We start from the raw sequence: 14887 nt of genomic DNA on the forward strand, positions 1-14887 counted from the left end.
TCGCTCCCATGTTTTTACTTTCCCAAAAACCTTCCATAGCAGATCATTACCTGGCCGAATTACGTGATGTAAATTGTCAGAAAGACCGGATGCGGTTTCGCCGGAACATGGAGCGGATGGGCGAGTTGCTGGCTTATGAAATGTCCAAAACGCTCACTTTCAAAACCGGGAAAGTAGAAACACCGCTCGGTACGGCATCGTGCCGGTCGATGTTGCAGCCGATCGTGCTCGCTACCATTCTGCGGGCCGGGTTACCGTTTCACCAGGGCTTTCTGAATATTTTCGATCATGCCGACAATGCATTCATCGGAGCCTATCGCGGGCATCACATCAATGCAGAGGAGGAGTTTACGGTTGAAATGGATTACATCACGAGCCCCGATCTGACGGGTAAAATCCTCGTGATGATCGACCCGATGCTGGCAACCGGCCGGTCGATGGAAAAAGTTTACCACGCATTGCTGCGGTTCGGTATCCCGTCGCAGACACATATTGCATCGGTTATAGCAAGTCCTGAGGGGGTGCAGTACCTGCAAAGCCGCATTCCGCAATGCCGCCTCTGGCTGGGTGCCGTGGATCAGAAGCTGAACGAACAATATTATATAGTACCAGGCCTCGGCGATGCCGGCGACCTGGCCTATGGTGAGAAGTAGCGTCGCCGCGACTCAGTTCAGCAATTCATCAAACATAATGGAGACATAGTACGTGCTGCCCACATTCGGGCTGGCGTACGACTGGAAGTACGACTTTCCGAACAGGTTGGTACCACCCACTTTAATGATCGATTTGATCGCCGGAACTTTCCAGCTGATCTGCGCATCGAGATTCTTGATCGCCGGCACGCGCGTGTTGGAGAATACCGGCACATCGGTAGTAGTAGGCACTACAAAGCTGGATTCCCACAAAAATGCCTGCTGATAACGATACACTACATTGAATCCCCAGGTGTTGGAGCTAGTAATGCGTCGTCCAAAATTTACATTATACCGGTATTTCGGCGTATTGAACTGCGAATATTGCACTTCCGGCGATGGCGTAAAGTCTTTCAATTCGTTGTTTGCCACGTTCCCGCCCACGTTGAAGCCTTTCGGCAATGCATAGTTCAGACCGATCGCGAAACCGCGTGTAGTAATGGTTTCCGTTGTATTCACCGTCCGCGCAAATCCCTGGTAGCTCCCTACCCCGATTCCCGATTCGATGGGTAGGCCGGGCGCGGCCGCAGCAGTAGGCACGACGATCACCGTCCCACCAATCAGGTTTTTGTATTTACTGATATAATAATAGGCGTCGATAAATAGTCTTTTGGCGATAATACCCTTGTAACCGATCTCGTAGGAAGCAATGCGCTCCGGTTTCAGTTTCACTGGCTGGTATTTGGGAAGTTTACCTAATGCGTAAGCCTTCGCCAGGTCGGGAACGAGGCCCGGTACTTGTGCCGCCAGAATACCCGGAAGCTGAGCTGCCAGCACGCCCGGGAGCGTTTGGTTCACACCCGCAGTAATGGCTGCCTGGATCGCCGCCGGGTCGTTTGGAATAGTTCCTGCCGCAACACCCTGGTTTACCTGTGCAGTTACCGCTGTGGTTACCTGTTGCGTAATAGCAGTCGTCGCCTGTTGGGTAACTACCACTGTTGCGTATTGCTGTGCGCTCTGGATTATCGAAGGGTCGTTTTTCACAACCGCCGCCACATTTGCTTCTGAAAGGTTCTGGCGGAGAATGCCATTTGACAGATTGTACCGAGAATCAAACTCGGGCAGGCCGCCTACCAGTGTTCCCGAAGGCGTTCTGAGGTCGATGTACTGATTCTGGGTGGTTGGAATGCGGAAGCCGGTCTGGTAAGAGAGGCGAATATTATGCTCTCCGAAAGTGGTGACCGCCGACACCCTTGGTGTAAATTGCCCGTCGAAGTTCTCATTTTTGTCGTATCGTATCGAGCCCGTCAGTTTCAAATGGTCGGATAGCAGGTTTTTACCAGCCTGAACAAATGCGCCCCATTCATTGATGGGAATGGTCCCGTCGCGGCCTTCTTTGGTATCAGCAAATAATGTCCCGGCGGAGCGGAGGGTGTAGAGCCGGTAATTGGCCCCTGCGATTAGTTCGAGGAAGCGGATCTGGTTTTTAAAATTATAAAATCCTTCAACGTGGTACATATTGGTTTTGTCGGCAAAGCCACCCCCGCCGTTCACGATGGGCATATTGCGATACTTATCCAGCAATTGGTTGAATGTAGCGCTGCCTGGCTGCGGCATACCCTGGTCGGCAAACTGGCGCGCGAGCACGTGCGCATCTGCCTCTGCTGCACCTGAATTCCGTGCCTGCACGAATGCACCCACATATTGCCCAAACCATGTATTGTTCGGTTTGATCTCACTCAGCATAGAAACCGCGGCAAGGCCGGAGAGGTACGACTTCCCGGAACGTTCCTGGGTAGTATAGGCCCTGACGGTGAAATTATCACCCCGTAGTTCGAGTTTTGCCTGGGTAAGGTTGAAATCACGGAGCGAATAGCGGCCGGTTCCGGTGTAAACCGTTGTTCCGTAACCGTAGTTCACTTGGGCAATGGCTTCCACCTTCTCGTTCAGGCGGTAATGCAATGCGGCATTTGCCTTGAAACTTTTACTGTTGTAGTCCACCAGGTCCTTTTCGCGGAAACCCGTGCGGCTGACAAACGAGTTGGGCACCAGGCCTACCGCCTGCTGGGGAATCTGACCCGCCGCGGCAAGTGCTTTGGCTACCGCGTTGATATTGGTCTGGATTTCATCACCATACACATTCGTTCCATCGTAATCCAGATCGGTGCCTTTTCCCCGATTAGGGTCCGCATTGCCGCCTACGTTGAGGTTTGTATAATTGGTAGCTTCCCAGTCTTTCGCCTGGATGTAGGACAGGTTTACCTTGAATGCGAATTTGTTGTTGAATGCCTTGGCATAGCGAATTGTTCCCTCAGCAAAAGGCGTATTTGCCTTCGTACGGTTTTTTTCGTGCATGATACCGCCTTTCAGGTTCGCGCTCAGGCCCTGGTAAAGAAACGGGCTCTTGCTGTTCATCAAAATCAGCCCGTTCACGGCATTAGGTCCGTACAATGCCGATGCTGCGCCGGGCAATACCTCCACGCTTTCGACGTCGAGTTCGGACATGCCGATAATATTGTCGAGCGGGAAATTGAGCCCGGGTGCCTGGTTATCCATGCCATCGATCATCTGAACGGTACGAGGGTTCCCAGTCGCGCCGAAGCCGCGCATATTCACCGATTTGAACAAAACGCCCTGCGTCGTCATGTCGATGCCTTTCAGATTCGAAAGCGCATCATAGAAGTTTGTGGAAGGCGTGTCGCGAATGCCACGGATATCGAGTTTTTCGACCGCTACCGGCGATTTCATCACGCTTTCCTCTACACGAGAGGCAGAAACCACGATTTCCCTTCCCTGGACGGGCTGTTCCACCAGCTTGATATCGAGGCTCGATACACTTGCTGTAACCGCAATTTCCTGAGTTTGAAAGCCTACCGAACTGACGACGATCGAAAATGGGGGATTGGATGCTGTGGTCAGGGAAAAACCACCTTTTGTATCGGTGATCGTACCGGCAACTTTGCCCTGTATACGAATGCTGACGCCGGCCAGCGGTTCCTGTGTGACTGATTCTGTAACCTTGCCGGTTAAACTAATCTGCGCGAAAGAATGTTGCCAAAACAACAAAGAGAGGAGCAAAAGCGGCAGATTCCTGACGGTAGTAGAAGTTTTGTTCATGGTTCTTAATGGGCTGATGTCTTTAACAAGTTACTAAGAAATCAATTTCTTTTTAATTATATCCAATTTTTTCTTTGGGTATTTATAAAATATTCATGTTACGCATTCCGTCGATTTCTCCCCATCATGATTAGCCAATTTACAATATCGGTGAACGATTGCGTTAAATGCCATGAACTAATTTTCCCGACTTTTCGGAGACGTGGTTGAGCATACTGACGCATTATCATTAGTTTTGAAGGATTATTTAGCGTTACAACAAACATAGCCACAGATGCAGGATACTTATGTGATAATCATGGCAGGCGGTGTAGGAACCCGTTTTTGGCCGTTTAGCCGGACGGATTTCCCCAAGCAGTTCCATGATGTGCTCGGCACAGGCAGGACGCTGCTGCAACAAACTGTCGACAGATTTGACGGCGTGTGCCCTATTGAAAATATTTATATTGTAACCAGTCAGGAATACAAGGAGCTTATCAAACAGCAGATCCCCGAGCTGACCGACGATCAGATCCTGCTGGAACCCCACCGCCGGAATACCGCCCCCTGCATTGCTTATGCATGCTACAAAATCGCGGCCCGGAACCCCAATGCGAATGTCGTAGTGGCACCGGCAGATCATATTATTCTCAAAGAGGAAGTTTTCAAGGATACAATCAAAGTAGCACTGGGTGCTACGCGTAATGAGGATATCCTGATAACGCTCGGTATTCAGCCGACCCGCCCCGACACCGGTTATGGGTATATCCAATATATTCCGGATAAGCTGACGGTCAAAAAAGTAAAGTCATTTACCGAAAAGCCGCATTTGGAGCTTGCATTGCAGTTCCTCGACAGTGGTGATTTTGTCTGGAATGCCGGAATTTTTGTCTGGAACATCAATGCCTTCAAAAAGGCGCTGACCCGGTTCCAGCCTGATATCGCGGAGATTTTCCAGGGCGGCAACGACCATTACTACCTCAATTCGGAGGATTCGTTTGTTCAGCGCGCTTACCAGCATTGCGGCAGTATTTCCATCGACAATGGTATTATGGAAAAAGCCGAGAATGTGCACGTAGTACTAGCCAGTTTCGGCTGGTCGGATCTTGGTACCTGGAAATCGATGTATGAAGTATCGGAAAAGGATGCCAACCTGAATGTAGCGGACGGCAATCTGATCCTGCACAATACCACCAACTCGATCATCAAAACGCCGAAAGACAAACTGGTGGTCATCAACGGTCTCGACGGCTTCATCGTCGCCGAATTCGACGGCGTGCTGCTGATCTGCAAAAAGGACGACGAACAAAAAGTGAAGGAATTCGTAGCCCAAGCCAAGGAGCTCGATCCGAAATATGTGTAATTCGGTTGAGTATTAATGCATACCGTTTGAAAAGCCAGGTCGTTCAGGCCTGGCTTTTGTTGTTTTAATTCGATAAATTTGATTAGTGTTGAATCAAAACAATGCGCGCTATGTCTGACCAGGAAATGAAAACCGAAGCAATCCGCCTGATAAACGAGATCAATGCAGACCGTATGGAAGATTTGCTGTCGTGTGTTCAGAGAGCAGCAAGACTATGACAATAGTGCCTATTCCAATTCTCCGGAAGTAACCGAACAACTCAACCGATCTCTACGCGAAGCCAAAACGGGCCCTCTTTTCTCTAATGAAGAGGTCTTTAAAGAAATAAGGCGTGGCTTACGAGGTAGAATGGACAGATCCCGCAAGGGAAAGCTTCTCTGAAATAGCAGGTTATCTTTACGATACTTGGGGTGAAGCGAGTGCAGAAAAATTTACGACCAAGTTACAAGCCAGTTTGAGAATTCTCGAAGAGTTTCCTTTTGCTGGAAAACGACACGATCACATCACCGCGGTCCACGAGCTTGTAATCAGCAGGCATCACCCCTCCGCCTTCAACACCTTCTCAATCTCAAAAAAACGCACATCAGCCTTTACATGCTCTAAAATTCGTTGCGACCTCTCTGGCCTTGCATCAGTAATGAAGACTTGCGCCAGGAAGCCGGTATCGATCAACTCGATGAGCTTGTGAATACGGCGGTCGTCGAGTTTGTCGAAAATATCATCGAGGAGCAGGATGGGTGTTTTACCTTTTTCTTCTTTTAACAGCTCAAATTGCGCGAGTTTCAGGGCAATCAGGAAGGACTTTTGCTGACCCTGGGAGCCGAATTTTTTTAAAGTAACCCCATCAATTTCGAATACATATTCATCCTTATGTACGCCTTTACCTGTCCGTTGCGCGTGCAGATCTCGGCTGCGGTTGCGGCGGAATTCGGCGGGGAAATCGGGGCTGGATACTTCGCTTTCGTAAATCACATCCACTTTTTCGTGACCGCTGCTGAGAAATTCATAGAATTTATAGAATAGCGGGACGAATTTTTCCATGAACGTCACGCGGTGCCGGTGAATGCGTTGCGAGAGCACAATCAGCGGCTCGTTATAGGTTTCGAGCAGGTCTTCGTCGAGGTAATTCCGCTCGGCGAATAGCTTCAACAGGCCGTTGCGCTGCGTGAGTATTTTGTTGTATTGGAGAAAATCATTGAGGTAACCGGGTACTGCCTGGCCCAGCACGCCGTCGAAAAACCGGCGGCGTTCTTCACTGCCTTCGCGGATGAGATCGGTATCGTCGGGTGCTATTAATACCACAGGAAACAGGCCGATATGGTCGCTCAGGCGCTCATAATGCTTTTTATCGGCCATGAAAACCTTTCGCTGGCCCCGTTGCAGGCTGCATGTGATCTGGATATGTTTGCCCTGCTCATTGAAGACGCCGTCGAGCAGGAAGAAGTCGTTGATATGCCGGATGCCCAACGCATCCTGATTGTGAAATGCGCTTTTGGTAAGGGTCAGAAAATAGATTGCGTCGAGCAGGTTGGTCTTGCCGCTGCCGTTCTCGCCCACGATACAGTTCACATGTTGTCCAAAAGTGAAGGCCTTCTCCTCATAGCTTTTAAAGTATGTAAGGTGGAGCTTTTCTAGCCACATGAACTTCTTTGTTATTTAGTTTATGCTTATTTTCGCACATCATTGCGTGAGTACGGCAAAACAGACTCTGTTCATACCATAACTTTAAGACAAAGTTCTGTCTTTATAAACGAGAACCAAATACATGGCCACCGTTACTGAGAAAAAGAAAGCATCAGCCCCCAAAAAGTTACAGCATCCGAAGGAGCAATACATGTTCTGGTTCGAGAATATGCTTTTACAACGCCGTTTTGAAGAAAAATCGGGCCAGTTGTACGGTCAGCAGAAAATCCGTGGTTTTTGTCACCTGTACATCGGTCAGGAAGCATGTTCTTCCGGCGCGGTGAGTGCCCTGAAAAAGGGTGACAAGTACATCACCGCTTATCGCGACCACGGTATTCCCCTCGCATTGGGCACCAGTCCGAATGCGATCATGGCTGAGCTTTACGGCAAGAAGACCGGTACTACCAAAGGTAAGGGCGGTTCCATGCACATTTTTGATAAAGAAGTTGGTTTCGTTGGAGGTCATGGTATCGTGGGCGGTCAGATTCCCCTCGGTGCGGGCCTTGCATTCGCTGAGAAATACAACAAAACCGATAACCTGTGTATCTGCTACTTCGGCGACGGTGCGATCCGTCAGGGCTCGTTCCACGAAACGCTGAACATGGCGATGAGCTGGAAACTCCCTGTGATCTTCGTTGTTGAAAACAATGGTTACGCGATGGGTACTTCCGTGGCGCGTTCTTCTAACGTTACAGAGCTTTACACCCTCGGAGAGGCTTACGACATTCCTTCGGAACCTGTGGACGGTATGAGCGTGGAGGCGATCCATGAAGCGGTTTCACGTGCAGCGGACCGTGCCCGTAAAGGTGAAGGACCTACTTTCCTGGAATTCCGTACCTACCGTTACCGCGGGCACTCCATGTCCGATCCTCAGAAATACCGTTCGAAAGAAGAGGTAGAAGAATACAAACACCGCGACCCGATCGAACAGATCCGTGCGGTGATCCTCGAAAACAAAATTGCTACCGAGGAGGATCTTGAAAATATCGATAAAAAAGTAAAAGAAATCGTTGCTGAATCCGTGCAATTCGCCGAGGAATCGGAGTGGCCGGATCCGAAAGAGGCCTACACCGATGTGTACGTCGAGAGCGATTACCCTTTTGTAATGGATTAATTTGATCCAGAGCGCATGAATAAAAACCCGTCGGATCACTTCGACGGGTTTTTTAAGTAATTTCAACTTTTAGTAAACAGGGAGTGATCCTGTTTTTCAGTTTCCACGTAGATTGAATTCTAGTAATAATTTAAAGTATGTCCCTGGATCAGGATTTTGATAACGAAGAAGAGGAAGGTGAAGGCAAGGAGATGTCGTTCCTCTCGCATCTCGAAGAGTTAAGATGGCACGTGATCCGCGCCGGTGCTTCGATTCTCGTATTTGCGATTCTTGCATTTGTTTATATCAAAGAACTCTATCACTATGTCATCATAGCTCCATCCCGAGCCGATTTCTGGACTTACAAAATGCTTTGTAAGCTTTCGGTTATTGTTGGGTATGAGGATTTGTGTATCAAGGCATTGAATTTCAAATTGCAGGCCATCGGAATGGGCGACCAGTTCACGATGAGTATGACCTCCTCGGTAATCGCCGGGTTGGTTTTTGCATTTCCCTATGCGTTCTGGGAAGTTTGGCGGTTTATCAAGCCGGGGCTGAAACCTTCTGAGAGAAGGTCTGCACGCGGAGCCGTATTCTATGTCACATTCCTGTTTTTTTCCGGGGTACTTTTCGGTTATTTCGTGGTAACGCCGCTCGCGATTAACTTTCTGGCCAACTTTACGCTGGATCCTTCTATTATCAATGAGTTTAGTATTTCTTCATACATATCGCTGGTGGCGACGTTGACGTTGGCTTGCGGCGTAGCGTTCCAGTTACCGATCGTTGTATTTGTGCTATCGAAAATCGGGGTGCTCACGCCGGCATTCATGCGTGAATACCGCAAGCATTCGATGATTGTAATTCTGATCGTGGCTGCGATAATCACTCCATCGCCGGATATTTACAGCCAGATACTCGTTGCGATTCCGCTTTTCATGCTTTATGAGCTCAGTATTATGGTTTCGGCGAAAGTGGAGCGTGAGAAATTGCGCGAAGAAAAACGCCTTGCGAAACTAGGCGGAACAACTACCGAAGATTGATTTAGGTAAGATATTAAGCTATAAACTGCTTACAGACCTCGGCCAACCGGTCGAGGTCTTCTTTTTGGTGCAGGCTGCTCACCGCAATGCGCGTCACCGGCGCGTCGGCAGGAGAAGGGTAGGGGAAACACGAAGCCATCACACCGTTTCGGAGCAAATAGTCAAAAAGTGCCGCATTGGTCGAACAGAACACAGGGTAACCGGCAACGGATTCGAAAAGCGTGCTACCCGCTATTCTTTGGTTGAAATAGCGAATATTTTCCATCAGCAACACGTGTGCCGCGGCATATTTGTCCTCTTCCAAAAGCCTCTTCAATGCATAAACATATGCGGGTGCAGGCGGGGAAGCGCCGGCGAACCAGGGAGATTGCCGAACCTTTTCAATAACGCTTTTGGGTCCTGAAATAGCTCCGGCAGGAATGCCCATCGCTTTGTTAAGAGAAGAAACAAAAACAGTTTGAGGCAGCAGTTTTTTGCCAATATTGGAATAAATACCTTTTCCTTTTACGCCAAGCACGCCAAGTGAATGCGACTCGTCGAGGATCAGCCAGGCGGGTTTCTCTAATGCGTCGAAAATAGTAAAATCGAATGCTTTCACCATCGGCGAACCTACCGCATCGGAGCAAATGATATGCGCAGTGCCGGGTGAGGCCCCGTTGATTTTTTGAACGGTTCGGATAGCCCATTCCTGCCATTCCAAACCTGTCCGCTGAAATGCGGTGCCCCACAAAGCCGGATGGACGCCCGGAGCGTAATGGAAGATGATATTGTGGGGATTCGAATGGCTTTGAACTACATTTTCAATTTCCTTCATCAGCAACTGCCCGGCCCACATGCCGGAGGAGACGATCAGCGCAGCGTCGGATTGCAGAAAATCAGCCAGTTGCCGTTCCGATTCGTCATAAATATCGAGCCGGAGACTGTTATTCCTTGAACTCCCATAGTGATTTCCGAAAGTTTCCGTAGCTGAATGTACATAGTTACGAAGGTCTTCGTTGTGTCCCATTCCGAGATAATCCGTACCGCTGAACCACAAAAATTTCCGTCCGTCGGTAGTCTCGACGGTCCTGCCGGGAAGCTTACGGGTGTGATGGACGTTCACGGCCGTGATTACTGGATTTCAGGTTTCAATGCAGCGCCGGTGCCGTTCCCCTTGGCATAGATCACTTTGCCAAAATCGAAAGTAACCCCGGTGGCTGGGTCGTTGCGGATCAGCAAGGAACCGTCCATATCGACATAATCCAGTAGCGGAAGCAAATGCGCGATGGCGGATATCCCCACGCTGGTTTCCGTCATGCAGCCCACCATGGTTTTCATGCCCAGAGACCGCGCTGTTGCGATCATGCGCAAAGCTGCGGTAGGTCCGCCGCATTTGGTCAGTTTCACGTTAATGCCATGAAACAGGCCGTGGCATTTATCGACATCCTCTTCAATAATGCAGCTTTCATCGGCGATTACAGGCAATGTACTGGCGGCAAATACCTTTTTCATCCCTTCGATATCATCGGCGGGCAATGGTTGTTCAATGAACTCCACACCCAGCGCAGCCAGTTGTGGGGCGAGCTCGATCGTTTTATCGGCTGTCCAGCCGCAATTGGCGTCGACGCGGAAAAGTGCGTCCGTATTTTTCCTTAATTCCTGTACAATGCGAAGGTCTTCGTTGGTGCCCAGTTTGATCTTGTAAATCGGCCACGGAAGTTCTTTCATTTTGGCCACCATTTTCTCCACCGTATCGATCCCGATCGTGAAGTTAGTCATAGGAATATGCTCGGGCGACAATCCCCAGCTTTCGTACAGTTTCTGGCCTTTCTTTTTGGCAAAATAATCCTGTGCGGCCTCGTCCAAAGCACATTGCGCGAAAGAATTGTCTCTGAGAAGCGGGTGTACCATGGTCCAGAGTTCTTCCGCAGAGGCATATTTCCCCTTTTCAACAATATCCCTGACCATATCCAGCGTCCCGAGCATATTTCCGATCGTGATGCCGTAATACGGATTAGAAGTTGCCTCGCCGAAGCCGGAATACAGACCGTCGCTGAGCTGGACGATCAGCGTTTGCTGCACATCGCGCGAGTCGTGCGCGATGGTGAAGGTATGTTTGAGTTGAAGGTCGAAAGTGTGGTACGTAAGGCGCATACGGTGTCGGAAGTGAGGATTTCGGGGCCTAGTTTCGCATGTCGAGCCCCCACGATAGTTTACTTCTCAATGTATTCAAAAAACTGTCATCTTTCATCTTGATAAGACGGGCTATAAAGCCTGCTTTGCGCACCAGAAGCTGTGTGTTTTCGTCGACAATTCGTGAACGCGCGTCGAGCGAGACGAGGAAGTTGCTGCTGCGGCTTTTCACTTCGAGGCGGATCACGGCCGTATCTTCCACTACCAGCGGGCGAACATTCAGGTTATGCGGACTGATCGGCGTGACGATAAAGTTCTGCGAATGCGGCACCAGTACAGGCCCCCCGCAGCTTAATGAATAGCCTGTCGAGCCTGTCGGCGTCGATACGATAAGTCCGTCGGCCCAGTAGGAGTTCAGAAACTCGTCATTCAAATAGGTATGCACCGTAATCATCGACGAAGTATCGGTTTTGGTGATCGTGAAATCATTCAAACCGAAGTTCAGTCCGTCGAAAAGATCGACATTGGATTCCACTTCCACGAGCGTGCGCTCATCAATGCGGAACTGGCTGTTTTCGAGCGCGGCGATCATGTCGGTGATGCGTTCGGGGGAGACGGTGGCCAGGAACCCTAAACGGCCGACATTGATACCGATAGCCGGCGTCTGCCGGCTGCCGACGTGCGAAATCGTTTCCAGCAATGTGCCGTCGCCACCCATACTCACGATCAGACGTGCGTCGAAAAGTTCTTCGGGTTTTTCGTAAACCAGCTCGGAATAATGCGAAATGCCGGCCTGATCCAGAAATGTCCTGAAAGACTTTGAAAGCTGGACTTCAACTTTTCTGCGCACCAGTTCATCGAACATATTTTCAATGAACGGCCTTGCGGACTCATTAAAGTTGCGTCCGTGAATGGCGATTTTCATGAAGGAAAAATAAAACTTGTGGTTTCAGCCGAAAGATACAGGACAAATGTGCCGATTCAAAAGCCGCAAGCACATTTGAGGATGCGGGCGTCCGGGTACCGAGCGCCGACCGCTAGGTCGCCAGGTAACGCAAGAGCATATCGAGCCGCTCCTGGTCGAGGCTTTCGATGGGGTCGTTGGCATGTGCCTCTTCGATCTCGTACCCGAAGCGTTCGAGCGTCGCGATGATGGGGGTTATGTGCGTCCGGTTCAGTTTAAGCGTGAGCCGCGCCTCATTAGTAGGGTTATAAACTTCTCCGGACGAATAGTAGCTGCTCAGGATCTTGACACCGTTGGACTCAATCAAACGGCTGATTTCCGATAGCGAGTAGCTTCTTTCCGCGATTTTAAGGACAATAACCGCGCCTTTTTCCTGCACGCCCAGCTCGTTGACGAAATGCTCGACCAGGTCGGTAACCAGAATGCTCCCGGCAAAAGCCCGGTCATCGTGGAGCACCGGGATAATCAACAACCCGAACTGGTTGACGAGCCGGAGCAGCTCGTAAGGATGCTGTTCCTCGGTCGCGAAAATGTCCTTATGCTGGATGATTACTTTGGAAAGCTGCTCGGAAATGTCGGTAATATCGAAAAGGATATCTTCCGAAACGATCCCCTGGTAGACGCCCGAGTCGGCGACGACCAGTTGTTTTACACCAAACTCGTCCATCCAATCCAAAGCCGTGCCCACCGAGTCGGTCGGTTTCAGCAGGGGGATCATAGGATTTATCAGATTGGCTGCGAGCATGGGTCAGAACGTCATTTTTCGAAGCTATAAAAAAACAATATATAGATCAACTATCGTAACAAAAGAAATTTCCCTGATTGCCGGGTTTCTAGGCAGTTGGAACCGGGACATCTTTTTCCAGGAAACTTTCGAGGATCACATTGAACTCGTGCGGGTGCTCCATCATCGGTGCGTGGCAGCACTTATCGATAAAGTACAATTCGGAGTTAGCTATGAGACGGTTGAACTCATAACCGACATGCGGCGGTGTGATGGTGTCGTTAAGACCCCACACGAGTAGCGTCGGAACGGTGATCTGGTGCAAGTCCTTTGCAAGGTTATGCCGCTGAGCCGATTTCGCGATACCTACAATGCTCATGCATTTAGGAATGCTTGAAGTGGTTTCAAATACCTCGTCAATCAGTTCTTTCGTGGCCACTTCCGGGTCATAGAATGTATAGGCCACACGCTCCTTGATATAATCGTAACTTCCGCGTTTCGGGAATGAGCCGCCCATCGAGTTTTCGAACAGGCCAGAACTGCCGGTAAGTACGAGGCGCTGCACGTTCTCCTGGTTTTTCAGCGTGTAAAGCAAACCGATATGGCCGCCCAGTGAATTGCCGATCGCCGTAACATTGGTAAGGTTTTTAAACGAAACAAAGTCTTCAAGAAAGGCGAGCAATGCTTCCAGACCGGCTTCCCGCGGGGGAAGCTCATAGATGGGAAGCAATGGAATGATAACTCTGTAACGGTTCGAAAAATGATCAATAATGCCGTCCCAGTTACTTAATGCACCGAAAAGGCCATGCAAAAGCAGTAATGTCTCGCCCTTTCCCTCGTCGATAAACTTAAACCTGCCCTCTGCACGTACTGTATATTTCATTCTTTTGTGGATTTAAGACCATTTATAACTTATCAAAGAAACTAGTGCATGATTGGGCTACTCTACAAAACTAGTTATTTTTTTGATTGTTCAATGAGGCAAAGTAACAAACGCGTTTCTAATTTCTTGTAAATATTATATTAATATTAAAAGAATTAGTCGAATAACACAGAATGGTGCAATTCTGTTCACATGGCTCACCCACGGTGGGGGCTGTCATACGGCAGGTATATTTTGCCGGATCCTGCCTTACCCCTTTTGCCTGCCTTTCGTTGATCGGACCTGCTCTTCCGGCCATTAATCATACCGGATCCGGTCGTTTTCAGTGTAACCGAAATTTAGGTAGAAAATGTTTGTAAAGGAATTAGAAAAAAATTAAATGACTAACCTATCCGGCCTGCTGGCTGCCATTTGCCTTGTTCCGATGTTGTCGGCTCCGCTGCTCGCGCAAACGGAGATGCCGCTTTACCCGGGCCGTGTTCCCAATGCCAAAGAGGCGGAAAATCAGGAAACAAACGAGAATAACGTCGTGCGGAATGTTTCGAAGCCGACATTGACAGCTTTCCTTCCGCCAGCTGGCACGGGAAATGGTACCGCTGTGATCGTTTGTCCGGGCGGCGGTTACGGCGTGCTGGTCATAGATCGTGAAGGTTACCGGGTAGCGAAGGAGCTCAACAAGGCCGGGATAGCAGCATTCGTGTTGAAATACCGGTTGCCTAATGACCGTGTCATGCAAGATAAGGCGGTGGGGCCATTGCAGGATGCGCAGCAAGCCATTAAAACGGTGCGCGAGAAGGCGAAGGAATGGCGAATTGATCCTGCCAAAATCGGCATCATGGGCTTTTCGGCGGGTGGGCACCTCGCGTCTACGGCGGGTACACATTATGACAGCACATTTATCGATAACCCTAAAAAAACAAGTCTTCGGCCCGATTTCATGGTGCTTGTGTACCCGGTAATCAGTTTTGACGGCAAAATCGGGCACAAAGGCTCGTCGGCCAACCTGCTCGGTGCTTCACCCTCCGCGGAACGGGTCAGGTATTTCTCCAACGATTCACAGGTGACGACCTCCACGCCGCCTGCCTATCTCACGCATGCAGGCGACGACACAGTTGTGCCGGTATCGAACAGTATTCGCTTTTATGAAGCACTGAATGCAAAAGGCGTCGCTGCCGACATGCATATTTATTCCCAAGGCCAGCATGGCTACCCCAAAACTCCATCGTTCGACGAGTGGTTTGGCCGGTGCCTGCATTGGATGCGTACGAACAGCTTCCTGACGACCCAGTGACATCGC

Annotated in this window: 12 protein-coding genes and 1 pseudogene; 6 read left to right on the top strand and 7 right to left on the bottom strand. The window is 49.7% G+C overall.

Going from position 1 to position 14887, the window contains the following annotated elements:
- Positions 1 to 8 precede the first annotated feature (8 nt).
- The gene (gene upp, locus ACTJJJ_RS30230; RefSeq protein ID WP_188939165.1) at positions 9 to 653 is read left to right on the top strand and encodes a uracil phosphoribosyltransferase; all 645 of its coding nucleotides are present in this window, start codon (positions 9 to 11) and stop codon (positions 651 to 653) included.
- A gap of 12 nt (positions 654 to 665) precedes the next feature.
- On the opposite strand, the gene ACTJJJ_RS30235 is transcribed toward upp, so the two are convergent.
- A complete protein-coding gene (locus ACTJJJ_RS30235) occupies positions 666 to 3749 on the bottom strand; it encodes a carboxypeptidase-like regulatory domain-containing protein (protein ID WP_440703766.1) in 3084 nt (1027 codons plus the stop codon).
- 274 nt (positions 3750 to 4023) lie between these two features.
- Between ACTJJJ_RS30235 and ACTJJJ_RS30240 the strand changes: the two genes are divergently transcribed.
- On the top strand, positions 4024 to 5091 hold the full coding sequence (locus tag ACTJJJ_RS30240) for a mannose-1-phosphate guanylyltransferase (RefSeq protein ID WP_188939163.1): 1068 nt from the start codon (positions 4024 to 4026) through the stop codon (positions 5089 to 5091).
- A 331-nt stretch (positions 5092 to 5422) separates the two neighbouring features.
- Positions 5423 to 5584, top strand: a pseudogene (locus ACTJJJ_RS30245) (type II toxin-antitoxin system RelE/ParE family toxin); the annotation flags it as partial.
- Positions 5585 to 5628: 44 nt separating this feature from the next.
- Here the strand turns inward: ACTJJJ_RS30245 and recF are convergent.
- Entirely contained in the window at positions 5629 to 6732 is a 1104-nt protein-coding gene (gene recF, locus ACTJJJ_RS30250) for a DNA replication/repair protein RecF (protein ID WP_188939162.1), read from the bottom strand.
- Between the two features lie 124 nt (positions 6733 to 6856).
- On the opposite strand from recF, the gene pdhA reads away from it, so the two are divergent.
- Entirely contained in the window at positions 6857 to 7888 is a 1032-nt protein-coding gene (gene pdhA, locus ACTJJJ_RS30255) for a pyruvate dehydrogenase (acetyl-transferring) E1 component subunit alpha (protein WP_188939161.1), read from the top strand.
- A gap of 137 nt (positions 7889 to 8025) precedes the next feature.
- Positions 8026 to 8907: a twin-arginine translocase subunit TatC gene (gene tatC, locus ACTJJJ_RS30260; protein WP_188939160.1), complete on the top strand. Its 882-nt coding sequence runs from the start codon at positions 8026 to 8028 to the stop codon at positions 8905 to 8907.
- Positions 8908 to 8920: 13 nt separating this feature from the next.
- Here the strand turns inward: tatC and ACTJJJ_RS30265 are convergent, their stop codons facing one another.
- The 5 genes from ACTJJJ_RS30265 to ACTJJJ_RS30285 form a co-directional block, all read right to left on the bottom strand.
- On the bottom strand, positions 8921 to 10009 hold the full coding sequence (locus ACTJJJ_RS30265; RefSeq protein WP_440703767.1) for an aminotransferase class I/II-fold pyridoxal phosphate-dependent enzyme: 1089 nt from the start codon (positions 10007 to 10009) through the stop codon (positions 8921 to 8923).
- Positions 10010 to 10017: 8 nt separating this feature from the next.
- A complete protein-coding gene (locus tag ACTJJJ_RS30270; protein ID WP_440703768.1) occupies positions 10018 to 11040 on the bottom strand; it encodes a dipeptide epimerase in 1023 nt (340 codons plus the stop codon).
- A gap of 28 nt (positions 11041 to 11068) precedes the next feature.
- Positions 11069 to 11944, bottom strand: a complete 876-nt coding sequence (locus ACTJJJ_RS30275) for an NAD kinase (RefSeq protein WP_440703769.1) — start codon at positions 11942 to 11944, stop codon at positions 11069 to 11071.
- 112 nt (positions 11945 to 12056) lie between these two features.
- The gene (locus tag ACTJJJ_RS30280) at positions 12057 to 12728 is read right to left on the bottom strand and encodes a CBS domain-containing protein (RefSeq protein WP_188939156.1); all 672 of its coding nucleotides are present in this window, start codon (positions 12726 to 12728) and stop codon (positions 12057 to 12059) included.
- 88 nt (positions 12729 to 12816) lie between these two features.
- A complete protein-coding gene (locus tag ACTJJJ_RS30285; protein WP_188939155.1) occupies positions 12817 to 13590 on the bottom strand; it encodes an alpha/beta fold hydrolase in 774 nt (257 codons plus the stop codon).
- Between the two features lie 379 nt (positions 13591 to 13969).
- Between ACTJJJ_RS30285 and ACTJJJ_RS30290 the strand changes: the two genes are divergently transcribed.
- Entirely contained in the window at positions 13970 to 14881 is a 912-nt protein-coding gene (locus ACTJJJ_RS30290; RefSeq protein ID WP_440703770.1) for an alpha/beta hydrolase, read from the top strand.
- Positions 14882 to 14887 lie beyond the last annotated feature (6 nt).

The sequence above is a fragment of the Dyadobacter sp. 22481 genome (genome assembly GCF_052044875.1).
GTDB classification, from domain to species: domain Bacteria; phylum Bacteroidota; class Bacteroidia; order Cytophagales; family Spirosomataceae; genus Dyadobacter; species Dyadobacter endophyticus.